General features: G+C 45.6%; 21 protein-coding genes. 16 read left to right on the forward strand and 5 right to left on the reverse strand.

Annotated features, from left to right (window positions below; genetic code table 11):
- The first annotated feature begins 589 nt into the window (after positions 1–589).
- The 7 genes from N773_RS0114960 to N773_RS0114990 all read left to right on the forward strand — a co-directional run bounded on the left by N773_RS0114960 (position 590) and on the right by N773_RS0114990 (position 10,710).
- A complete protein-coding gene (locus tag N773_RS0114960) occupies positions 590–2,764 on the forward strand; it encodes an O-antigen ligase family protein (RefSeq protein WP_024858548.1) in 2,175 nt (724 codons plus the stop codon).
- A 457-nt stretch (positions 2,765–3,221) separates the two neighbouring features.
- Positions 3,222–3,656 carry a prepilin-type N-terminal cleavage/methylation domain-containing protein gene (locus N773_RS0114965; RefSeq protein WP_024858549.1) on the forward strand — a complete coding sequence of 145 codons (435 nt, stop codon included), beginning with the start codon at positions 3,222–3,224 and terminating at the stop codon, positions 3,654–3,656.
- 299 nt (positions 3,657–3,955) lie between these two features.
- The gene (locus N773_RS0114970; RefSeq protein WP_024858550.1) at positions 3,956–5,398 is read left to right on the forward strand and encodes a preprotein translocase subunit SecD; all 1,443 of its coding nucleotides are present in this window, start codon (positions 3,956–3,958) and stop codon (positions 5,396–5,398) included.
- The gene (gene secF / locus N773_RS0114975; RefSeq protein ID WP_024858551.1) at positions 5,391–6,365 is read left to right on the forward strand and encodes a protein translocase subunit SecF; all 975 of its coding nucleotides are present in this window, start codon (positions 5,391–5,393) and stop codon (positions 6,363–6,365) included. The genes N773_RS0114970 and secF overlap by 8 nt, the downstream gene beginning before the upstream one ends.
- Positions 6,366–6,566: 201 nt before the next feature.
- Positions 6,567–7,067 carry a helix-turn-helix domain-containing protein gene (locus N773_RS0114980; RefSeq protein ID WP_024858552.1) on the forward strand — a complete coding sequence of 167 codons (501 nt, stop codon included), beginning with the start codon at positions 6,567–6,569 and terminating at the stop codon, positions 7,065–7,067.
- Between the two features lie 153 nt (positions 7,068–7,220).
- Positions 7,221–9,839: a glycosyl hydrolase family 28-related protein gene (locus tag N773_RS0114985; RefSeq protein WP_024858553.1), complete on the forward strand. Its 2,619-nt coding sequence runs from the start codon at positions 7,221–7,223 to the stop codon at positions 9,837–9,839.
- 157 nt (positions 9,840–9,996) lie between these two features.
- Positions 9,997–10,710, forward strand: a complete 714-nt coding sequence (locus N773_RS0114990; protein WP_024858554.1) for a M23 family metallopeptidase — start codon at positions 9,997–9,999, stop codon at positions 10,708–10,710.
- 145 nt (positions 10,711–10,855) lie between these two features.
- On the opposite strand, the gene N773_RS0114995 is transcribed toward N773_RS0114990, so the two are convergent.
- Genes N773_RS0114995 through N773_RS0115015 form a run of 5 tightly spaced genes read right to left on the reverse strand, consistent with a single transcriptional unit; the run spans position 10,856 to position 14,336 of the window.
- On the reverse strand, positions 10,856–11,563 hold the full coding sequence (locus tag N773_RS0114995) for an NAD-dependent protein deacylase (RefSeq protein WP_024858555.1): 708 nt from the start codon (positions 11,561–11,563) through the stop codon (positions 10,856–10,858).
- A 33-nt stretch (positions 11,564–11,596) separates the two neighbouring features.
- Positions 11,597–11,983, reverse strand: coding sequence for a DUF7674 family protein (locus N773_RS0115000; protein WP_196231649.1), 387 nt, complete (start codon positions 11,981–11,983; stop codon positions 11,597–11,599).
- A gap of 9 nt (positions 11,984–11,992) precedes the next feature.
- Positions 11,993–12,793, reverse strand: a complete 801-nt coding sequence (locus N773_RS0115005; RefSeq protein ID WP_024858557.1) for an LptM family lipoprotein — start codon at positions 12,791–12,793, stop codon at positions 11,993–11,995.
- Positions 12,794–12,807: 14 nt separating this feature from the next.
- Entirely contained in the window at positions 12,808–13,191 is a 384-nt protein-coding gene (locus tag N773_RS0115010; protein ID WP_024858558.1) for a VOC family protein, read from the reverse strand.
- Positions 13,188–14,336, reverse strand: a complete 1,149-nt coding sequence (locus tag N773_RS0115015) for a glycosyltransferase 87 family protein (RefSeq protein WP_024858559.1) — start codon at positions 14,334–14,336, stop codon at positions 13,188–13,190. The genes N773_RS0115010 and N773_RS0115015 overlap by 4 nt, the downstream gene beginning before the upstream one ends.
- Before the next feature lie 502 nt (positions 14,337–14,838).
- Here N773_RS0115015 and N773_RS0115020 point away from each other — a divergent pair.
- The 9 genes from N773_RS0115020 (at position 14,839) to N773_RS0115060 (ending at position 22,391) form a co-directional block, all read left to right on the forward strand.
- Positions 14,839–15,813, forward strand: a complete 975-nt coding sequence (locus tag N773_RS0115020) for an aldolase catalytic domain-containing protein (RefSeq protein ID WP_024858560.1) — start codon at positions 14,839–14,841, stop codon at positions 15,811–15,813.
- A 300-nt stretch (positions 15,814–16,113) separates the two neighbouring features.
- On the forward strand, positions 16,114–16,944 hold the full coding sequence (locus N773_RS0115025; protein WP_024858561.1) for an AraC family ligand binding domain-containing protein: 831 nt from the start codon (positions 16,114–16,116) through the stop codon (positions 16,942–16,944).
- A 333-nt stretch (positions 16,945–17,277) separates the two neighbouring features.
- On the forward strand, positions 17,278–17,634 hold the full coding sequence (locus N773_RS0115030; protein WP_242840399.1) for a hypothetical protein: 357 nt from the start codon (positions 17,278–17,280) through the stop codon (positions 17,632–17,634).
- A gap of 217 nt (positions 17,635–17,851) precedes the next feature.
- Positions 17,852–18,037 carry a hypothetical protein gene (locus N773_RS0115035; protein WP_024858563.1) on the forward strand — a complete coding sequence of 62 codons (186 nt, stop codon included), beginning with the start codon at positions 17,852–17,854 and terminating at the stop codon, positions 18,035–18,037.
- 576 nt (positions 18,038–18,613) lie between these two features.
- Entirely contained in the window at positions 18,614–19,720 is a 1,107-nt protein-coding gene (gene aroB, locus N773_RS0115040) for a 3-dehydroquinate synthase (RefSeq protein ID WP_024858564.1), read from the forward strand.
- Positions 19,721–19,770: 50 nt separating this feature from the next.
- Complete coding sequence (gene aroA / locus N773_RS0115045; protein WP_024858565.1) at positions 19,771–21,000, forward strand: 3-phosphoshikimate 1-carboxyvinyltransferase; 1,230 nt, start codon at positions 19,771–19,773, stop codon at positions 20,998–21,000.
- 90 nt (positions 21,001–21,090) lie between these two features.
- Positions 21,091–21,474 carry an SMI1/KNR4 family protein gene (locus N773_RS0115050; protein ID WP_024858566.1) on the forward strand — a complete coding sequence of 128 codons (384 nt, stop codon included), beginning with the start codon at positions 21,091–21,093 and terminating at the stop codon, positions 21,472–21,474.
- A gap of 1 nt (position 21,475) precedes the next feature.
- On the forward strand, positions 21,476–21,931 hold the full coding sequence (locus tag N773_RS0115055; protein WP_024858567.1) for a hypothetical protein: 456 nt from the start codon (positions 21,476–21,478) through the stop codon (positions 21,929–21,931).
- A 1-nt stretch (position 21,932) separates the two neighbouring features.
- Positions 21,933–22,391 (forward strand): NUDIX hydrolase, encoded by a 459-nt coding sequence (locus N773_RS0115060; RefSeq protein ID WP_024858568.1) that lies wholly within the window; start codon positions 21,933–21,935, stop codon positions 22,389–22,391.
- Positions 22,392–22,428: the final 37 nt, after the last annotated feature.

Here is a 22,428-nt window from a genome sequence, read left to right on the forward strand (position 1 = left end):
TTTCTCGACCCGAACGGAGAGAGGGGCGAAAACTCGCAAAGTTACGTCCCGAAACCAAACCATCGACCAGCCCTACAAACCACCGATTTATATTTCAGACAGGAATCTGTTTCTTAACTGCAAGAGTGCGGTCGTTTTATCCTTTGTACTGCGGTATCAGGTCGCCCCTGATGGGTCGAGAAATCAACGAGCTGACGCCGTTGATTTCGGGCGCGGCAATATTTTACGAACAAAGTTTGAGCGTGGACGGTTGATTTTGTCCACGCTCATGATTTTGATCATTGCCGCGCCTTTTTGTTGGCGGGATTTTGTTTCGCTCTTATAGTTCGCTGTGCATTTTGGCTTTGCGCCTTGATGCGAGGGCTCTGCCCTCGCGCTCCCGCAAGCCTTTCGCGAAAGGCTTGAGCCAAAGCTCTATTCGCGGCGTAGTTTGTTTTGGGCTCGGGTTTGCTGCCGCCCGAATCGTGTCAAAACCTCTATATGTCTATCCGTGTTAAATGGGAGATTTCGGTATTTACCACTATTGAAAATATAAACAATGTGTGATATAATAATAAAGTATGATTATTTTAGAGAGGTGTTGGTCCACATGAAGCGGGAAGATCTGCTGGACTTTAATTTTGACTGGCACGATGAAGCGGTTTTTAAAAATGCGCTGAAAGAATCAGGCTTGTCAGAAAAGGAAAAACTTCGTCTGCGTGATGAACGTATGCGCAGGCTGGAACTTGAAGAACTGAAAGAAGCATCGGGCGGTTACGACGATTACGATTACGATGACGACGATGATGAAGTCATTGAAGATGTGACCGACGAGTATACTGAGAAAGGTTCCGAAGAAGCACCCGTCAAAGAAAAAAAGAAAAAAGCGGATAAGAAGCATGAAAAGGAAAATAGCGTTATAGTCGCGATAAAGGGCAATTATCCCATCAGGAAGAACTTTGTTGCAATGATGATGTGTATGTTTACGGCGATACTGCCCTACGTTACCTACCTGCATCAACAGCCCCTTACAAGGCTGACCCAGAAGTATTTTTCCTCCAATACGGGCGCTATAAACGACTGGTTCCTTTTTCAGAAAGAATTCTTTGTGGTGGTCGGGGCTTTCGTATTGATAGGGATATTCATCGTTGAGGAATTCTTCGTAGAAAAACAGTGGAAAGATATCCCGCTGAGAAATAAAAATATGCGGCTGCCGATAATACTTGTGGGTATTTATGCACTGCTGCTTATTATCTCGGGTATATGCTCCAAAAATCACGAACTTGTTCTGATGGGCGTAGTCAAGCATTATGAAGGTCTGCTGGGCGTGCTGGGATATCTGATAATATTCTTAGCGGCTATAAACTATTTCTGCGATACAAAGTCTCTTGAATTTTTCAGCTGGGCGATGATACTGACAACCTTTGCCTGCACGGTATTCGGCTTGATGGAGTACATGGGTTATCCCCTGCAGGAGGATGACTTCTTCGCGCACTTTATCGCGCCCCCCGAAAAGTATGAGTTTGCCACAACACTGAAATCTCAGAGCGAGAACGTGCATATAACCTTCTTCAACTCCAACTATCTCGGCGGTTTCTGCGGATTGATGTTCCCGCTGACACTGGCACTGGGTCTGGGAAGCAAGAATATCCTGAGAAAGGCCCTCGGTCTTCTATCAGCCGCAGGCATAGCGGTATGCGCCATGCTTTCAAACTCATCGGGCGGACTTTACTCCGTTGCGGCAAGTGCGGCTATACTCTTTATAATATATGCTGTCTACTGGTTCAGAGGTACAATAGAAAGGCTGCCCTCGCTGATAGGATTCGTCTGTGCGGCTGTGTTATTAGCTGGCGGATTTGCTTATATGATGAAGAACAACGATGATTTCCGCTCCCGCGTTGATACAGTTGTCAACAACGGTTCGGCAAGCAAGATCACTGTTGAAGAATACAGAAAAAAGATGGCAAAGAAACATTATGTCCTTAAAGAGATCAGACAGGAGGGTCATGACCTTGCGCTGGAAGACTTCAGCGGAAACATCATAACTGTGTCCCGAAATGGTGATGACGGTCTGGAATTCCTCGATACCGAGGGAAACGTTCTTAAAACAAGCACCGACAAGAATGATTTCAGCTGCTTCAAAGATAAAAGATACAAGAACTGCAGGTTCAGCTGGAACGCATCTGTGGAAAAGCTTTACATCGATCTGGGATACTCAAAGAACCTCACATTCAAATACGAGGACGATAAGTTCAAGCCCTTTGTACACGGTTTGTATACACAGGATACTATCAACAGCTACAAGGGTCCCGAGTGTTTCAAGAAAGATCTAAGCGCATTTTCAGGCAGATTCTACATCTGGGGCGCTACTATATCCATACTTGATGACTGCCTGCTTATCGGCAAGGGCAGCGGCAGCTTCGTGACGGTGTTCCCTCAGTACGACTATGCCAGCCTGCTGGAAGTATACGAGACTCCGGGCATGGTGGTAAACAAGCCCCATAACTGGTACCTTGGCGTAGCAGTGGATTCCGGCGTGGTATCACTGCTGGTACTGCTGACTCTTCTGGGCGTATTCCTTGTAAAGGGCGCGAAGACAGTTATACTCCACCCCATAGATGACAGGTTCAAGCATCTCAGGATAGGTACTTATGTATCGGTCATTGCATTCATGCTGGTGGGTATAGTAAATGACAGCTATGTCTGCGTGAGCCCTGTGTTCTGGTTCATATTCGGTGTGGGCTGGTACGCCGTATCGCGTAATAAGGTCATCGAAACAGATTGACATAACAGGCACTTCCGCATGGACGGGAGTGCCGTTGTGCTTTAGCTCGGGTGAAGAATACAGAAATAAGCACTCGTCTGTTATAAAACTTCTGTTAATAAAGTAAAGCGTTGAAGTATACAATTCGGCGAAAAGGTTTCAAAACAGTTGACAATACTTATGTAATATGCAACAAAGCCATCGAAATAATGCAAATCGGGATAAGTTTAATAGTTAAAATATGTAGCATTTGTGAAAGGTGACAAAACTAAGATGTTTTGAAAAAAACTTCAAAAAACCTATTGACAAATCGAAGATCATGAGTTATAATATAGACACAGTAAGGGAAACGAAAACAACATGAAGCTTCAAACGATCGATCGATGCTAAAGTTCGTTGCCCCGAACAATTAATTTCGGCAGTATCCGCATAACGCGGTACTAAAATATTTTTAATCAAATTATGGAGGGATTTTCACATGAAAAATTCAAACAAAAAGGGCTTCACTCTGGTTGAACTGGTAGTAGTTATTGCGATCATCGGCGTGCTCGCAGCAATTCTCGTTCCTAGCATGATGGGCTATGTTAAGAAGTCCAGACTGAAGACCGCTAATGGTAATGCAAAGACCGCTTACAATGCAGTTGCTGAGTACCTGGCTGATCAGGAGACACAGGGCCTGATCGCTTCTGCTTCTGAGGCTACCGCTAAGCAGTCTGCTGAAGATGAGCTTTCTACAAATGGCGAAGGTTCTGGTGAAGTAGCTGTTCAGTTTGCTGACGATATGACAGTTGCAAATCCTGAGTTCACTGTTCAGTGGCATAGAGCTGCAGGCGACGAGATTGTCGGTCAGTATCCCGATCCCGCTTATGAGGTCGCAGATACTCCTACCTATAAGACATTCAAGCCTGCATAATAAATTCATAATATCTGTAAGCCGAGGAAATGCCTCGGCTTTTTTGTTAGGTCAGTCGGTTTTGGTGCGTACAATATGCCCGCGGATAAAAAATTCATATAAAAATGATAATGTTTTCTGCCGGAAATCTCAAAAAACTATTGACTTTTCACCTAAAAAGTTATATAATATGTAAGTGAATGTGCTTATGTTATAGTTAAAGATATTAATGATTTCCCCTTAGCAGCTGATAACTGCATATGTGGGAAGATTTATGTCATTCGCTATAAGCATAGTAAATTTTGATAGGAGGACTTTTAGTGCGAAAGATCACAAAACCCGTCTTTTTCATCGTACTGCTCCTCATTCTCGGTTTTGCTTACCTGACATATGCCGGTATCCACTATTATTACGGCGATATCAGACACAGCTACATCAAGGGCATTGACGAGATACGCTGGGGTATCGATATCCAGGGCGGCGTTAATGCTACATTTGAGCCTGAGTTGAATGGGGATCAGGAAACAACCACCGACGAAATGGACGCAGTAACGGAAAAAGAAATAACAAAGGACGACATGGATGCTGCAAAGGCTACTATTGAGCAGAGACTTGTCGGTCTGAATATCACAGACAGTGAGGTGTATGCTGATTACACCAAGCACCGTATAATGGTGTCGTTCCCATGGCAGTCCGGTGAGGAGAATTTTGACCCCTCCGAGGCTATTTCAGAACTCGGTGATACTGCTCAGCTGGTGTTTGCAAAGGGCACAGAGCAGCCTGCAAATCTTGAAGATCCTAACGTTGTGCTCACAGGTAATGACGTTAAAAAGGCTGAGGCACGTCAGTATCAGGATGAGAATACAGGTAATGTCTCCTGGGTAGTATCCCTCGAACTGAATGAAAAGGGTAAACAGGCTTTTGCCGATGCAACTACTGAACTGGCTGGCAGCGGTCAGATATCTATCTGGATGGACGATAATAATATATCTGCCCCCAGTGTAAATGAGCCTATACTCGACGGTAAATGTCAGATCTCGGGTAACTTTACCTATGAGTCTGCAAAGAACCTGGCTGATAAGATCAACGCAGGTGCGCTGCCTTTCAACCTTCGTTCTACAAGCACCAACATAATCTCGGCTACACTGGGTGAGGGTGCAAAGAGAGCAATGGCTATCGCAGGCGTTATCGCTTTCATTATGGTAGCGATCTATATGATCATCGTTTACAGACTTCCCGGATTTGTTGCTTCGATCGCTCTTCTGGGTCAGGCTGCGGGTTCTCTTGCCTGCATAAGCGGCTTCTTCCCCAACCTGGAAAGCTTCACACTGACTATACCCGGTATCGCAGGTATTATACTGGCTATCGGTATGGGCGTTGATGCTAACGTTATCGTATCTGAGCGTATCAAGGAAGAACTTAATAACGGCAAGACCCTTAACGGCGCTATCGAACTTGGTTACAAGCGTGCGTGGGCTGCCGTATTCGACGGCAACATCACCGTTGTATTCGTTGCAGTAATACTTATGGGCGCATTCGGTCCTACCGACAGCGTATTCGGCACACTGCTGAAGCCCCTGTTCATGGCATTCGGTGCATCCACAGCGGGTACTATCTACTCACTGGGCTACACTCTGCTGGTAGGTATCATACTGAACTTCTTCTTCGGTATTTTCTGTTCAAGACTGATGCTTTCTTCACTTTCCAAGTTCAAGGCATTCAAGAAGCGCAAGCTGTACGGAGGTGTTGATAAGAATGACTAATGAAAAGAAAAATCTCGACGTTGTAGGACACCGCAAGGTATTCTACTGCATCTCCTGCACACTTATCGCACTGTTCATCGTACTGACTTTTGTACTGGGACTTAACGTGGATATCATGTTCAAGGGCGGTACTATCATGACTTACAGCTACACAGGCGACATCAACACCGATGACGTTCAGGACGTTGTAACTGAAGTGCTGGATCAGAAATCTACCGTTACCAAGGGTGAAAACGCTGCTACAAAGCAGACTACCGTTAAGATACAGCTGTCCTCAACAGGCGGCATCAACGAAGTTAAGCAGAACGAACTCCAGAGTGCTCTGGAAGAAAAGTTCGCTGATAACGAACTGGCTCTCTTTGAGTCCAGTGACGTTAACGCTTCAAACGGTATGGACTTCTTCCTGAAGTGTCTGGTGGCTGTAATATTTGCAGCTATCGTTACAATCATCTACATCGGTTTCCGTTTCAAGAAGATCGGCGGTATCTCCGCAGGTGTATTCTCCGTTGTAGCACTGCTGCACGACCTTTGCATGGTTTACGGCTGCTTCGTTATATGCAGATTTGATATCAACGCGAACTTCATGGCAGTTCTGCTGACAATCCTCGGCTACTCCATCAACGCGACTATCATCATCTACGACCGTATCCGTGAGAACCAGAATCTCAAGGGCAGCAAGCTTGAACTTGAAGAACTGGTAAATCTCTCCGTTACCCAGACTCTGGGACGTTCGATACACACCACCGTTACAACTGTTATGGCAATGTCCGTTGTATGCGTTGTCTGCACTTTATACGGTGTAAGCTCCATAATCAGCTTCGCATTCCCGCTGATCATCGGTATGCTGGCAGGTGTGTACTCTTCTAACTGCATTGCACCTACACTGTGGGTACTGTGGAGAAGACACGCTGAAAAAAGCCCCAAGAACAAGTCAAAGGGTACTGCCAAGAAAACTGGCAGAAGATAAGAGCGAATAGTAAAAGCCATAGCAGAAAATGCTATGGCTTTTTTATTGACATGGTGAACGCTGTGTGCTATAATTTTCAGTAAACATGGCGTATTTTTAACATGACACATCTGTCAGGGGCGGATATGCGGCGGTTCTCACTCTCTGTCGTGGTCATCGGGCAGGTGATATGATATAATTGCATACAGAAAGGAGGTCAATATGGATCAGGTAAAGATCGGAGCATTTCTGAAACAGCTGAGGAATGAGAAAGGACTTTCGCAGGAGAATCTTGCCGAGGTATTCGGTGTTTCTTCAAGGTCTGTTTCAAGATGGGAAAACGGAAGAACTATGCCGGATATCAGCATTATTATCGAACTGGCTGACTATTACGATATCGATATCCGTGAACTGCTTAACGGCGAAAGGAAGAGTGAGGACATGAACAAGGATATGAAAGAGACCCTGACAATGGTGGCGGATTACACCGACAAACAGAAAAAGCAGGCTATACTCAGGGGCATGATACTATTCGGTTCGGAGATGCTGTGCTGCGGATACACTGTGGCTATACTTTTGCTGATGTCGGGCGGTACAAAACTCCCGATGTGGATGATAGCTGTTCCTCTTTTACTTATGGCTGTATTTTCATTTATGCTTGTGATGAATGCAAAAGAACATGTCCGCAGGTTACAGCAGGATGAGCGCAAGGAATATAAATAATTACAGCAGATACAGAAAATGTCATATATTTTAGTAAATATGATAAAATGCCGAAAATTGATCATCAGGGTTGTTGGCTGTTTACTTTTGCTTCACGATGTGATATAATATTTTTGTCTAAATTATTTATATTTTGTTTTGGAGTCGGTAATAATGATGAAAATATTCGTGAACAAAGCGCTTGTGCTGCTTACAGCGGCGGCTATTCTGCTTTCGGGGGCGGCGGCAGGAGTTTCTGTTCGTGCGTATGCTTACAACTATGATAAAATAACAGGTGCAAAGAACGTCACGGGGTTCAGAAGTGTCAAATACAAAAAGGTCATAACAATCAATGCGGTGGATAATTTCGGTGCTGACAAAACGGGCAGAAAAAATACTTCTTCTCAGCTGCAAAAGGCACTGGATCATGCGAGGGATAATGCAAGCGACACTGTTCAGGTGAAAGTTGTGATACCTGCAGGAAATTATCTGGTAAATAAGACGCTTTTCGTGTACTCAAATACTTACATAAGCATGAAAGGCGCTGTGCTGAAAAAAGCCGCATCGACAGGGGGCTGTCTGCTGAGAAATGCACAGCCGCGGAAGCTTGGCGGTTACAGGGATGCCCGCAATATCATCATCGAGGGCGGATGCTTTGACGGCAATGTGGGGGCGAATTATCAGAATTTCTGCAATGTGCGTTTTGGGCATATGAATAATCTTATGCTGAAAAATGTGTCGTTCAAAAGCAACCTGAATGCACATCATCTTGAACTTGGCGGAGTTAAGGACGTGACGATAACGGACTGCGATTTTTCGGACTACCGCGGCACGTATATAAAGGAAGCCATACAGTTCGATATAATGAACAACGCAAATGTATTCAGCGGATTTGAGCCCTTTGATGATGCCACCTGCGAAAATGTGGTGGTGCGCGGCAACACTTTCCGAAATGTAATGCGCGGCATAGGTTCACATTCGGCAACGCTGGGAAAATACTACAAGGATTTCATCATCGAGAACAATACATTCAATAATATAACCGACTGCGCTATACTTATGCAGAGCTACAAGAATATAACCGTCAGCGGAAATAACATGAACAATGTGGGCAGCGGTATAATTGTGAGGAATATGTCGCCTTCCGACAGTAACGCAGGGTACTACGACCCTGTTGACAGCGGCGATCCGAAACTCAACAACGATCTGAACACAGTGATAAAAAACAATACCATAACAGCAAAGGTCACAAAAACAAGACCTTCACCTGTGGGGATACAGCTTTTCGGAAAGCTTATTGCAACAGGCAGTGGCAGGGATTTTGACCATCAGGTTGAGGGCGTGCGAATTACAAACAACAACCTTAAAACACCGGGCACCTGCATCGAGATGAACGATGTTACGGGCATCAAGGTGGATTCAAACAAGCTTTCGTACACAGGTGCTTCGGGGAGAGATTTCGATCTTATAAACGTTATGGATTCTTCCGAAACGCTGTTTTCGGGTAATACAGCTGTTGACCATGCTGACGGCAGTTTTTCTGTCAGCGGCGGCAGAGTATATTTGCAGGATATGAAGCTTTCAAACAAGTCCGACGGCTGCTGCGGTGTAAGGTCGGGAAAGAACGGTTCGGTATTCGGCTGGGATCTTACAGTAAACTCGGCGGGGGCGGCTTCAAGCACTATATACGCTGAAAAAGGCAGCGGGAATATGGTCATAAGCGGAGGCAGCTACACTTCGGGGGGAGAGGATTCTCCTGCGGCAGAATCAGATTCGGTCATCGCCATAAGCGGAGCTTCGCTGAAAGGCGGGAAGTCTGAAGCTGTAAGGGTCGCAAATCCCGGCATGATGTATATTTACAACTGTGATCTTTCCACCGATATAACAAAGAGTGAGGACGGTCTGACGGCGGCGGCTGTGCTTTACGGAAACAGCCCATTCGGCGCTGAGGACAAGCTTTCAAGACTGTATGTAGAGGGTGGGAGCATAGCTTCTCACGGTGATGTGATATTCACCACAAACTGCAAAAGCGAGATAATACTCAACGGCACAAAGCTTTCAAGCGACCGCGGCGGATATCTGCTGAAATGCGTATCCGACCCTACCCGCTGGGGCTGGGGCCGAAAGGACTGCGGCGGTGCTGAGTGCAGTCTGATACTCAAGGGGCAGGAGCTTTACGGACAAATGCTCTGCGACAGCCTGAGCAAGCTGGATATACTGCTTACCGATAGTTCGGTATACAGGGGTACTCCCGAAAGTGTATCGGCAGGTGCTTTATGCGGTGAAAAAGGAAATATATCCGTGAACGTGGATAAGAGTTCAACATGGGTGATAGATCGGGACTGCACTGTGAGCGAGCTTCACTCGGCGGGTGAAGTAAAGGACATATACGATCTTAGTGCTAAGATAATCGACGCTGACGGAAATATACTCCGTGAGGGCGAAAGCACTTTCTCGGTGACGGTTACGGATATATACAGCGAAACTCCCGAAATGCACGATATCGGCAGGAGTTACAGCTTTGAAGATTTCCGTATGAGCCGCGCCGAGATCGACCCTGCAATGCTTGACGATGAAGAGGACACACCCGAGGTTTATAAGCGCGGCGATATAAACGGCAGCGGCCGTGTTGAGATAGGCGATGTTTTAATGATCGCAAGCTTTATAAAGCAGAAAAGACTTTTCCCCGACCCTGGTACCGAGCGCCGTGCGGATGTGAACAATGACGGGCTTATAAACACCAAGGATCTGCTGCTTGTTGCGGCGGCGGTAAAGGGTCTGCGGAAGCTGTGATAATAAAAAACTATAAGGCACTTCCGGCGTTGAATGAACGTCAGGAGTGTCTTTTTATTTTCGATGTATATTTTTTCTTTTTCCGTCCACAATACTGTCAAAGGGCTTCGCAGACCGACGGCGTGGCTGAAATTTGATGTTCGGGGAAAGGAAAACTATGGGTAATTTTCTTACAGATTCAAAGCTTGGAAAAAGGCTCGGCACAAAAGGTGTATGCATAACCCTTGGGGCTAGTCTGATAGCTCTTGCGGGGGCAGGTGCTGCCGCTTACAACAAAGCAGTTGAGGAACTGAACAGCACTATCGTGCAGGATGTTCCGCGTGCGGCTGAACAGGCGGACAACAAGAAATCGGGTGTACAGAAGCCCGCAGAAAGTCAGGCGGATAAAAAAGACAGTTCTTCTGATTTTAAAGATGACACTTCCTCCATGATATCGGATGATATCAAAACTCAGCCTAATGTTATGCCTGTAAACGGTGATATTATCAACCCGTTCTCGGAGGGTGAGCTGGTAAAGGATAGCACTCTCGGCGTATGGCGTACACATGACGGTGTGGATATCAAGGCTGATGTGGGAACTCCCGTAAAAGCCATGAACAAGGGTACGGTGATCGAGGTAAGGGAAGACCCTCTGTGGGGCAACTGCATAGTCATCGACCACGGCAGCGGCGTGACGGGATACTATTACAGCCTTTCAAAGGCGATGAACGTAGTCGAGGGTGACCGCGTCAATGCGGGGGAGGTCATAGGTGCGGTGGGCGATACTGCCGAATGTGAAGCCGCTGAACTTTCGCACCTGCACTTTGCCCTGAAAAAGAACGGCAGCTGGATAGACCCCATTGAATATATCGGCATAAAGTATAATAAGTAGTATTTACAGCATACGGCAGAATTATCATACCTGAAAGGGTATATGTGAAAAAATATGCCGATCACTATGAGTGCGGGGCAACTATATAAGAGCCTATATTTTGTAAAAACCCGACTGCCGTTTTCAGCAGTCGGGTTTTGGGATATCAGATAACTATTTTGTCCAGGACTTCTCCGACTTTTTCATGGAGTACCAGTTCGCACATATCGTCCATGGGGGTGGGGTCGCGATTTATCAGCACAAGGTGCTTGCCGCGGAAGTACCTCACCATGCCTGCCGCGGGGTATACCGTCAGGGAAGTTCCTGCGATGATAAGGCAGTCGGCGCTGGAGATGCTTTCAACGGCGCCTTCGACTGTTGCATTGTCAAGACCTTCTTCGTAGAGTACCACATCGGGTTTGATAGTGCCGCCGCAGGTGCATTTCGGTACACCTGTGCCATTGAGGATATCCTCGACAGGATAGGGCTTATGGCACTTCATGCAGTAATTTCTCAGTACCGAACCGTGGAGCTCATAAACGTTTTTACTGCCTGCCGCCTGATGAAGTCCGTCGATATTCTGGGTGACTATCGCTGTCAGTTTGCCTGCTTTTTCCATCTCGGCAAGTTTCAGGTGAGCCTTGTTGGGCTTGGCGGTAAGGCAGAGCATCTTGTCGCGGTAGAATTTGTAGAACTCCTCCGTTTTATCCATAAAAAATGTGTGGCTGAGGATAGTCTCGGGAGGGTAGTCATACTTCTGGTTATAAAGTCCGTCCACAGAACGGAAATCGGGTATGCCGCTTTCGGTGGATACTCCTGCGCCGCCGAAAAATACTACGCTTTTGGAATCGCTGATGATCTCCTGCAATGTCATGGTGATACCTCCTTGTGGTAAATTTATATTTATTTACGGGGCTTTCAGATAGTCTATCTGCGCCCATAGTTCTTGTGTGCTTTCCCCCATAAGTTCCTTTGCACGTTCATAGGTGATACTTTCGTCCCAGAGGTATTCAAGCAGAGTTACCTGCACAAGGTCACGGGTATCTTCGTCGCCTTGAGAAGCAAGTTCTTCGTACATATCGAATATTCGCTTTAATGTATCGCTCTGCCTGTAGCTTTCAAGTTTCAGGAAGGATACTGCAAGTCCGTTGAAGACATTTGCGAACGCTACATGGGGCAGAAACTCATCAAAACCCTCTGTTTCTATTGAAACAAGTTCTGCAAGTTCGGGAAAACGGTCGGTTATGAATTTTTCGTTCAGGTCGGTGTATCTTATCATAGCGGTCTCTTTCATGCAGGGGTATCAATCGCTTGCCAGAACTTCTTTAAGAAATTCGTTTCCGTCAGCATCGACGAAATGGAAAGTGAGCGTAACATCTTCATGAAGAGAATATGTGTGGTAATCTGATGCAGCGCTTTCAATTACCGAGGTTATCTCCTTATCCTCGCTTTTTTCAAAAGCTTCCCTGTTTTTAACATGGATAGTAAAATCGGTGAGATCATCGTTGTAGGTGATATCTGTTACCGTTTCATAGGAATCAAGACCGTTGGCGATAAGATCATCGAGAGTTTCCCTGCTGGAATTTATGTTTTTTTCTGCAAGAGTATTGTAGTAATTTTCATCAATGGTAATGTAGGTCATATCGGCGTTTTCATCGCTTTTGACCTCTTCCTTTTTGATGATGTGGTGGTCAGAGTAATTGGCTTCTTCATTTGTTATGCTGTTTGAGGGTATAGCCACAGTGATCGTGCCGTCTTCGTTTTTAGCAACTGCTACATCGCCGCTCGGGTCATCAAAGACGTAGCTTTTGCCGTCATCGGGCAGGCTGTCAGCCTTTGATGAAGTAGTAGTGGCAGGCTTTTTTTCGGCTTTTGATTCGGCAGGTTTGCTTTCGTCTGATTTTTCGCTTTCTTCGGTGATAACTTCGGAGCTTTCTGCATCGGTCACTGAGTCATCATCTGTATCAGAAGAAGTATCTGCCTTGCTTTCGGCACTTGCTTTTGAGCTTGTTTGTCTTTTATAGGTGTGTGAGTCTTTATTTCCGCAGGAACTCAGCCCGAAAGCCAGAATTACAGCGGCTGTAAGTATACATATCTTTTTCATGGTCTGTCTCCTTGTCATACCGTTATCTCGATGAGGTTGCCCTCAAACCCGATGATACAGCTTTCGTAATAGCCGTCGCCTGTTACTCTCGGGGGGCTTTGAAGACGGAATCCGTCATCGGTGATGCGCTTTGTCAGTTCATCAACTTTTTCTTTACTGCCGACACTGAATGCGATATGGGCATAGCCCATTCGGGATACCCTGTTATCGTCTTCAAAGATGTTGGGCTTGTTCATTATCTCAAGCCTTGCACCGTCATCAAATGTGAGAAAGCAGGAAGAAAATCCCGTATTTGGGTTGCGGTAAAGTTCGCCGCTTTCGGCTTGGAAATACCTTGTGAAAAAATCTTTTGCGCCTTCAAGGTCGCTGACATAGAGGGCAGTATGCTCTATTTTCATGCTTTTTCTGCCTTTTTCTCAAAGCACATTACAACTTCTTCATCGCGGGGTTCTTCTATCTCCTTTTTAAGGCAGAGGTATACCACAACGATGTTGACTATCTCGATAAGCAGCAGGAATCTTCTGTCCATGGAACCCTTGCCGAAAAGGTAGCCCGAAAGCGCCTGTACGGAACAGAACTGGGAAGTGAATATCAGCCAGAGTCTGCTTCTGTAGCAGAATGCAAATATAACGAACATTACTTCGGAAAGGTAGAAATATCTTTCGTGCATATGGGGCAGTACAAATGGTACTACGAAAGAGGATATCATGGCAAGTGCCACCATGGTATTATTTGTGAGTTTCAGTTCCTTTTTGGTGATGTAGTAGTACATCACGGTGACAACGCAGGCACCTGCGAAGAATATGCCCGCAGGTCCGAGAAGTTCGTTTTCAACTTCCTCCCAGAGTGCCCAGAGGTTGGGCAGGGACATACAGAGGTCTTCGTACTGACCCGACTGACGGAAGTAAACTGTCAGCAGGCGGATAAAATCTCCGCCGACGAATGTTGCGGGGAGTATGCTTATAACGTATACAGCGGGTATCCACAGCAGGTTAAGGGGACGTATCTTCTTCTTGAAGAGGGCTATGCCTATGAAAGGTGCGAAGAATATTGCCTGAAGCTTGAATGATAAGCTTATGCCGAACATTATCATCGCTACGTTATCCTTGCCTTTCATCATATAATAAAGGCATATTACAAGGAAGCAGGAGTAGATGACATCGCACTGACCCCAGGTAGCGGAGTTGAGTACAACAGTCGGCAGGCAGAATACTGCGGCGAATGCTATTACGGGCAGGTGGGGGTTCTTGCTTTTCTTATCCGAAAGCTCGACTATCCACATGGCGTATATGGCTGTTATGAAGTCGAATATTATCGAAAGTATCTTCAGCCCCAGCTGAGGTGAGGAACTTTTGAAATAGGTTAGGAACGCTATGTAGTAGTAATACATAGGGGTGTAATCGCCCACATCGTCGCCCACCGCCTTGAAACCGCCGTGTTCGGCGAAGTAGTTGTACCATCTTTCGAGGTACAGCCACATATCTCTTGAAGTGTGTGGCATGAGTTTATGTCTCATGAACATTCCGCACACGCATACTATCATGATGTAGATCAGTTTTGCGATATTATCAAAATCCCAGCCTTTGGGGAGTTTGAACTTTGACGCAGTTTTTTTTGTTTTCGCTCATTAAATTGCCTCCAGTTAGTGATTCATACATACAGTAAACGACATAAATTTCCAGCCTGTTCCTTATTTCGGCGGGTGAAAATTGAATGTCGTTTACTATAATATATTTTACCTTATTAACAAAGTTTTGTCAATAGCAGCTGATGATTCATGATTATTGACAGGACGGTAGGGGCAGTAGAGAAGAAAAATGGAATGGTATTTTCTCTTTGATTTTTGAAAATTAGCAGTGATATACAAACCAATATCGGAAGTGTGGGGTAGAAGTTTACTAAATACACAAAAATGTGTGAACTATATATAAAATATTGGATAAGCACTTGCATTTTCGAGCCAAGTGTGCTATACTTTGCTTTAGTGATTTAAAGCTTAGACTGCATAAAGCATATAGCGAATTATTAAACGGGAGATGTATGATATGAAAGAGATATCCAATCTGATGAATTACAGAGACAGTATAAAGGTGGTAGACGCAACACTGCGTGACGGCGGTCTGGTAAATGACTTCTTCTTCACCGACAAGTTCGTACACGACCTGTACCTTGCAAATATCAAGGCAGGCGTTGACTATATGGAATTCGGCTACAAGGGCGACAAGGAAATGTTCGATAAGACCAAGTTCGGCAAGTGGAAGTTCTGCGATGAGGACGACCTGAGAGCTGTTGTGGGCGACAATGACACCGACCTCAAGATAGCTGTTATGGCTGACGTTGGCAGATGCAACTACAAGGAGGATATCATTGACAGAAATGACAGTGTTATCGACCTTATCAGAGTTGCTACATACCTCAACCAGATACCCACAGCTGTTGATATGATAGAGAACGCAAAGAACAAGGGCTACGAGGTAAGCTGCAATATCATGGCTATATCCACAGCACAGGAGGGCGATCTTCGTGCGGCGCTGGATATACTCGGCAAGAGCCCTGTTGATGTAATATACATCGTTGACAGCTTCGGTGCTATGTATCCCGAGCAGATGCAGAGACTTGCTGCGCTGTATGTTGAGTATGCCGAGAAGTACGGCAAAAAGATCGGTATACACGCACACAACAATCAGCAGCTTGCTTTTGCAAACACTATCGAGGCTGTTGGTGACGGTGTTGACTGGCTGGATGCTACTTATGCTTCAATGGGCAGAGGTGCGGGCAACTGCGCTATGGAGCTTCTGCTCGGTTTCCTGAAAAATCCCAAGTACAATGTTTTCCCTGTTATCAAGTTCATTGACGAGCACATGACAAAGATGCGCGAACAGGGCGTTGTATGGGGCTATGATCTCCAGTACCTCATGACCGGTCTGCTGAACCAGCACCCCAGAACTGCTATCGCTTTCACCAAGGACAACAGAAATGATTACGCTGAGTTCTACAAAGAGATAGTTACTATGGACTGAATTTAAAAATAATCGGGGAGGACGGCGAGGTGCTGTCCTCTCTTTTTATGTTGAAAAATTTTAAATAATTTGTATCAGGTGTGATAAAAAGAAAATTTTAAACTGCATTGTCAAAAGAATGACAATACAGCAGAACGGTTGTTTGCTCGATAACACGATTTTTAAGCGAGCTTTTGAGATCGGATCTTTAAAAATATCCGAATAAGGTATTGACATTTTAGCTTTGTTGTGATATTATTGTATAAGAGAATTTGAATATTATGATCCCATAGAGGTTTCATAAAAGGCGGGCGATTTTTTATGACAGATTTTTACTATCCTGTGCTGGGTGATGAGGTATCACTTCCGCTGTTCGTACTGGGTGCGGGCGCAAGGGACAGAGAGTGGCATTTTATCAGAGAGGACGGTTATCCCGGATATCAGATAATATACTGTACAAGAGGTGCGGGCGTTCTTAAAATTGCTGACGGCGAGTTCCCTGTAAAAGCGGGAGATGCTATGTATCTTCCACCTAATGTGCCCCATGAGTATTATCCTGTGGAGGACATATGGGAGACACACTGGATAGCATTTTCGGGCAGAGATGCGCAGTACACGCTTGAACACATTAAGCTGGACAAGGCTAAGGTGGTACACATCAGCGACCTGAGCGGTGTTGAGGCTATATTCAAGAAGATACTGTACCTTTTGAAGACTAATTACTATTATGCAGGACATGAATGTTCGATGCACCTGTACCAGTTCCTGATCGAGCTGCACAGGGTAACTAATATGCAGAACGGCGGCCATGACAGCACCAAGCTGAATCAGCTGAAGCCTGTTATAAACTACATCGACACGAATTTCTACAAGGAGCTTACGCTGGTGGAGCTGGCTGATCTTATCGACCTTTCGCCCCAGTATCTTTGCAGACTTTTCAAGGAATGTCTGAATCTGCGTCCTTTTGAGTATCTTGCAAGAAAGCGTATACAGCAGGCTAAGATATTCCTGCTGGAAGACAAGCTGAACATCAACGAGATAGCGACAAAGGTTGGATACAACGATTGCAGTTATTTCTGCGCGGTGTTCAAGAAGCATGAGATGCTCTCTCCTGCGGAGTTCCGTTCTTTACATAAAAAAGCGGGAAAGTGATCGGCAGATACGCAGTTCTTGGCAGGGACATCTGCAATATCAAATATCCGAGGGGCTGTTGCAGCCCCAACAAAGAAAAAGAGCCTGGCAGTGCCAAGCTCTTCTTTTTGTGGCATAATATAATATGGTTATCCCCTTAACACACCACAAGTAAGATCACTGCACCAAAGCAGCCAAAAGCCTTAAATACGCACTGTTTCCCAGCTTACGACGGTTGAATTTGTAAAGGAGAAACGCATATTAAATTAATTTATGATGACTTTGATCAAGTCTGGAATGTCTTTCCGTGCAAAATTTCATAAAATAGGTGATATTATGACGATTGAAAATATAATGAAAAAATATGATCGTATGACAATAAATATGTTTGAGGATTATTTATTTATTGATGTAGGTGATATTGATGATGTTGATATCATTGTTGGATTTATAAAGGCGAATGATGAAACAAAAATACAGGAATATTCTGATATGATCTGCAACGATAGCGGTTATAAAGGTATTTTTTTAGATGGAAATCAGTATATAATTTCAAACGATAAAAATGAAGTTCATATCATAGATACAGTTGCGGCTGAATATGCAAAAAATTCATTAATCGAGATGGTTTTTGAAATTGATGAATTTATATTCCTTATTCGCCATAAAAAAGAATATATGGAATGGTTCAAACAAAACACGATAGAATAAAATAATTTATGATTATCCCGATGACACACTACATTAATTAGTATTATATCGGAACTTGAAACACTTGGCGGTTATCCTCACCCGCCGCAGGCGGGGGAATGATAACTACGACACGATATTACCGTGTTATATAGCACTTTGTAATGGTGTGTTAAAGGGATAACCATGTAATATAATTGCAAAAAACATTAAACCAACGAAAGAATTGTACCACAAAGTGGACGAGATCACAAAAGGCGAGCTGCTATCAAAGAAGATAACAAGGCTGAGCAGTATTGAAATGCAAGAACCATTGGAACTGCTGGAAGAACTTAACTACATTAAGATAGTTGAAGAACGAACCAAAAGAGCGGTTAAACCTAAAACGATCATCAAGGTAAACCCAATTATATTTTATGAATAATGTATGACAAGCGTTGACAAACGTAGACAAACGTTGACACAAGTTGTCAACATTTAAAAGCCCGATTTTACGCGGTTTGAGGGTCAAAACTCCTAAACGTTGAAATGATGACGGGGTGTATACGAAAATTGAAAAATGGTGACAAGTTCTATGGTAGCCATTTTAAGTAAATTTACCATATATTGGAATTAATGACTATATATTTTCATTTTTACACTTACCCCTGTCACGTTTTCAACGTTTGGGCAAAAATCCCGAAACTTCGGGGAAAATAAGCGTTGAAAATCCTTTCAACGTTTTGTCAACATTGTCAACTTTTGTATTAGCGTGCTAAAGCGTTCCGTATATACCTATTTCGTTTCGGGCGAAAAATATACTCCCCGACCGTTTTTGAACTGAAAACGGCATAAAAACCAGCAGAACATAACACCCCAGAGTCCCCTTTTTTTGTGGGATTTATCTGCTGAAAAATGGGTCGGGATGTATTTACTTTTTCTGTAAGATATGATATAATAAAGTATATTGGTTTTAAACCGTTAAATCGTTAAATACACCGTCATAGAAAGAGTGATGAAAATGGTATTCAGATGCGAGTTGAAAAAAGTGGTGGACGACACCTATGATATAGAGATAGGTCACGGATTGCAGAAACAGCTTATCGATGACCTGAAAGGCGGACTTACAGGCAAAAAGAGGTTCGCTGTGATAACTGACAGCATCGTTGAGGGGCTGTATGCATCGGATATACTCGGTATGCTGAGAGATGCGGGATTTTCGGCTGAGATGTTCGTTATTCCCGAGGGTGAGAAATCAAAGACCCGTAAGTGGAAAGAGTATCTGGAAGATGCTATGCTGGAAAAGGGATTCCGCCGCGACTGTGCAGTTATTGCTGTGGGCGGCGGTGTTGTTACCGACCTTGCGGGATTTGTGGCAGGAACTTTCGGCAGGGGTGTGCCTTTTATAAATTATGCGACTACTCTGCTGGCGGCTGCTGATGCTTCGGTTGGCGGAAAGACAGCGGTGGATACTCCTCTTGCAACTAATCTGATAGGTATGTTCAATCAGCCCGATAAGGTATATATCGACATAGATACATGGAAAACTCTGCCAAGACAGCAGATAGCAAACGGTCTGGCGGAGACGATAAAGCACGGCTGTCTGGGGGACAGGGGGCTTTTTGAGTATCTGGAGAAGAACGTCGGCAGGATATTTGATGGCGATGTTGAAGCCTGCGAGTACATAGCAAAGCACAACTGCGAGGTCAAGTACAATGTGGTGATGCAGGACGAGAGGGAGAGCGGTCTCAGGGAAGTCCTGAACCTCGGGCATACTGTGGGACGTGCAGTGGAGACTGTATCGGATTACGAGCTGTATCACGGTGAAGCTGTATCCATCGGTATGGCGGCACAGGCGCGTCTGGGCGAGAAGTACGGATTTGTTACGGCTGAAGAAAGACAGAGGGTGGAAGCTCTGCTGGAGAGGGCTGAACTGCCTGTACGTGTACCTGAATACATCGACAAGGCGGCACTGGTCAAGAAACTTTACACCGATAAAAAGGTGAGGGACGGCAAACTGAGATTCGTATTCCAGAAAGGAATAGGCGAGGTAGTGCAGTTCGGTGAGAATAATTTTGCCAAGGAGATAGCTGAGGACGAGATAGCGGCTGTCATCGCGGAGATGTGAGCGGGCTGATGCTGAGCCGCGGCGGATAACGAATATAAAGGACTGATAGTATGGATATAAAGATAACCCCCACAAAACTTCGCGGCACGGTAACACCGCCGCCTTCAAAGAGTGCGGCGCACCGTATGCTTATAGCGGCGGCACTGGCTGAGGGGACTTCGGTGATAGACAGGTTGTACCCCTCGGTGGATATAATGACCACTGTTGAGGCTATGCGTCAGCTGGGGGCTGAGATAGAAGTCAAGGGTGACAGAGCGGTCGTTCGCGGTATAGGCAATGCCCCCGAAAGCGCGGTGCTGGACTGCTGTGAGAGCGGTTCAACGCTGAGATTTCTGATACCCGTGGCGGCGGCACTGGGTGTCAGGACGGAGTTCCTTGGCAGGGGCAAGCTTCCCGAAAGACCTATAACTCCTTATCTGGAAGAATTTCCGTGTCATGGCGTTGAGTTCGATTACAACAACACCATGCCTTTCACAATAAATGGTAAGCTGACAGGGGGCAGATACGAGATAGACGGCGGGATATCCTCGCAGTTCATAACGGGGCTTCTGCTGGCTTTGCCGCTGACGGGTGAGAGAAGCGAGATAGTGCTGACTTCACATCTGGAATCACGCCCTTATGTGGATATGACCATTGACGTAATGCGCAAATACGGCGTGAATGTTGAAGTGACCGAGAACAGCTTCATCATATCCGAAGGACAGAAATTCGTAGCGTGTGACGGTGCTGTTGAGGGCGACCATTCTCAGGGAGCGTTCTTTGAAGTGGCGAATTCTCTGGGCTCGGAAGTGGATATCAGGGGCTTAAACGAAAATTCTTTTCAAGGTGATAAAAAAATCATTGAAATATGCGAGAAAATAGTGTATAATGAGAATGGTAAGCTGAATCCTTTTACCGTAAGTGCGGCTGATATACCCGACCTGGTGCCTATATTGGCGGTACTGGGCAGTTTTTGCGGCGGAGAGAGCAGAATAATCGATGCGGCAAGGCTAAGGCTGAAAGAGAGTGACCGTCTGGCGGCAATGGAGGAAACGCTCAATGCTCTGGGCGGAGATGTTACCGCAACGGCGGACAGCCTGATCATAAAGGGTAAGGAAAGTCTTGCGGGCGGTGCCGAGGTATCGGCGCACAACGATCACCGCATAGCTATGGCTATGGCGATAGCCGCAACAAGATGCGAAAAGCCCGTGATGATCCGCGGTGCGGAATGCGTAAGAAAAAGCTATCCTGATTTCTGGGAAGTATACAGAAGTCTGGGCGGCATAGCCGAGGAAATCTGAGACTTCGGCGTGAGATATTTTTTATAAGAGTTTTACTTGACGGTACAGCGTGGTATATCGTTCATATTGGTTGTTTTCGGAGGTAATACTATGGAGAGTTTTGACGGTTTCAAGTTCGGGAGTGCCTACAAGGGCGAGCCTGTTGAGGAGATAGGCGGAGTGCTGCTTCCCGAGGATTACCTTGAGTTCATGCGTGAGCATAACGGCGGCGAGGGAGAAGTCGGCGGGACATACCTTGTGCTTTTTCCGCTGGAAGAACTGGAGACGGTATATGACAACTATGATCTGGGGAGAGTTCTTCCCGGATATGTGGCAATAGGCGGCGACGGCGGAGGAGAACTCTACTGTGTTGACGAAAACGGCAGGTACTACAATGTTCCTGCGATGATAGATAAGGACGATCTGACCGATCTGGGCGACAATTTTGAGGATTTTATAAAAAATGCTGTTGCCTTTTGGGAGGGGGATGACTGATATGGCTATCGACAGAGCTGACTGGCACTGGGACAGCACGGAAAAACTGTACCGTGAGACTCACGGCATAACAGGCGAGCTGACCGAGGAACAGGAAAACGAGATATGGCTTCTTGCGGGTAATCATATCGGTATGTTCCTGAGATGGATAATAGAGAACGGATTCGAGGGCGAGGAAGCCGATCCCGATCACTGTGAAGATGTCCGCAGAGGGCGCATGACTGGTGCGGAGTTCCTGATGTGGGACTGCGACGGCAAACTCTGGGACGAAGATATACGGGAGGACATACTGCCCTTTGCAAAGACGTACTACGAAAAGCAGTTCTTTGATGATTACGGCAAATGCTGCGGCGGAGATACGCCCTGCTACGGTTTTATCAGTGGCGAAGAGGATTATGCAAGGCTCCGCGAACGTATAGATGCGGCATTTGAAGCCTATTACGAAGAGGAATTCTGATATGGGCGATTATATATCATATATCCGCGGCATGGTAGGGCATGAGCTTGTTATCATGACGGCTGCCTGTGCTGTTATCGAGGACGATGAAGGCAGGATACTCCTGCAGAAGCGTCCCGGCGGGAAGTGGGGTCTTCCCGGAGGGATAGCAGAACTGGGTGAAGCACTGCATGAGGCTGCGGAGAGAGAAACTTTTGAAGAAACAGGATTGAAAGTCCGCGCGAAAACGCTTATAGGGGTATATTCGCGGTATAGTGCGGAATGTTCTAACGGAGACAAGATACAGCCGATGGTGGCATTGTTCGGGGCTGAGGTGATCGGCGGCGAACTGAAAACAGACGGCGTGGAAACGCTGGAACTCAAATATTTCGGGAAAGGGGAGATTCCGGAGATTTACTGTAAGCAGCATGAAGATATGATAGGAGATTATTTTACGGGACAGACAGGATTTTTCAGATGATGCCGATTGTACGGTTGGGGTGACCGTGCGGGCATAT

The organism is Ruminococcus albus AD2013 (assembly GCF_000526775.1).
Lineage (GTDB): Bacteria > Bacillota > Clostridia > Oscillospirales > Ruminococcaceae > Hominimerdicola > Hominimerdicola alba_A.

Bases quoted from the DNA above. Each gene is read 5' to 3' on its own strand.
- N773_RS0115050 (WP_024858566.1), top strand. From the start codon at position 21,091: ATGGAGAGTTTTGACGGTTTCAAGTTCGGGAGTGCCTACAAGGGCGAG.
- N773_RS0114990 (WP_024858554.1), top strand. From the start codon at position 9,997: ATGGGTAATTTTCTTACAGATTCAAAGCTTGGAAAAAGGCTCGGCACA.
- N773_RS0115025 (WP_024858561.1), top strand. From the start codon at position 16,114: ATGACAGATTTTTACTATCCTGTGCTGGGTGATGAGGTATCACTTCCG.
- N773_RS0115000 (WP_196231649.1), bottom strand. From the start codon at position 11,983: ATGAAAGAGACCGCTATGATAAGATACACCGACCTGAACGAAAAATTC.
- N773_RS0114980 (WP_024858552.1), top strand. From the start codon at position 6,567: ATGGATCAGGTAAAGATCGGAGCATTTCTGAAACAGCTGAGGAATGAG.
- N773_RS0115060 (WP_024858568.1), top strand. From the start codon at position 21,933: ATGGGCGATTATATATCATATATCCGCGGCATGGTAGGGCATGAGCTT.
- N773_RS0115010 (WP_024858558.1), bottom strand. From the start codon at position 13,191: ATGAAAATAGAGCATACTGCCCTCTATGTCAGCGACCTTGAAGGCGCA.
- N773_RS0115005 (WP_024858557.1), bottom strand. From the start codon at position 12,793: ATGAAAAAGATATGTATACTTACAGCCGCTGTAATTCTGGCTTTCGGG.
- N773_RS0114960 (WP_024858548.1), top strand. From the start codon at position 590: ATGAAGCGGGAAGATCTGCTGGACTTTAATTTTGACTGGCACGATGAA.
- aroA (WP_024858565.1), top strand. From the start codon at position 19,771: ATGGATATAAAGATAACCCCCACAAAACTTCGCGGCACGGTAACACCG.
- N773_RS0114965 (WP_024858549.1), top strand. From the start codon at position 3,222: ATGAAAAATTCAAACAAAAAGGGCTTCACTCTGGTTGAACTGGTAGTA.
- aroB (WP_024858564.1), top strand. From the start codon at position 18,614: ATGGTATTCAGATGCGAGTTGAAAAAAGTGGTGGACGACACCTATGAT.
- N773_RS0115015 (WP_024858559.1), bottom strand. From the start codon at position 14,336: ATGATAGTATGCGTGTGCGGAATGTTCATGAGACATAAACTCATGCCA.
- N773_RS0115030 (WP_242840399.1), top strand. From the start codon at position 17,278: ATGAAAAAATATGATCGTATGACAATAAATATGTTTGAGGATTATTTA.
- N773_RS0114985 (WP_024858553.1), top strand. From the start codon at position 7,221: ATGATGAAAATATTCGTGAACAAAGCGCTTGTGCTGCTTACAGCGGCG.
- N773_RS0114995 (WP_024858555.1), bottom strand. From the start codon at position 11,563: ATGACATTGCAGGAGATCATCAGCGATTCCAAAAGCGTAGTATTTTTC.
- secF (WP_024858551.1), top strand. From the start codon at position 5,391: ATGACTAATGAAAAGAAAAATCTCGACGTTGTAGGACACCGCAAGGTA.
- N773_RS0115020 (WP_024858560.1), top strand. From the start codon at position 14,839: ATGAAAGAGATATCCAATCTGATGAATTACAGAGACAGTATAAAGGTG.
- N773_RS0115055 (WP_024858567.1), top strand. From the start codon at position 21,476: ATGGCTATCGACAGAGCTGACTGGCACTGGGACAGCACGGAAAAACTG.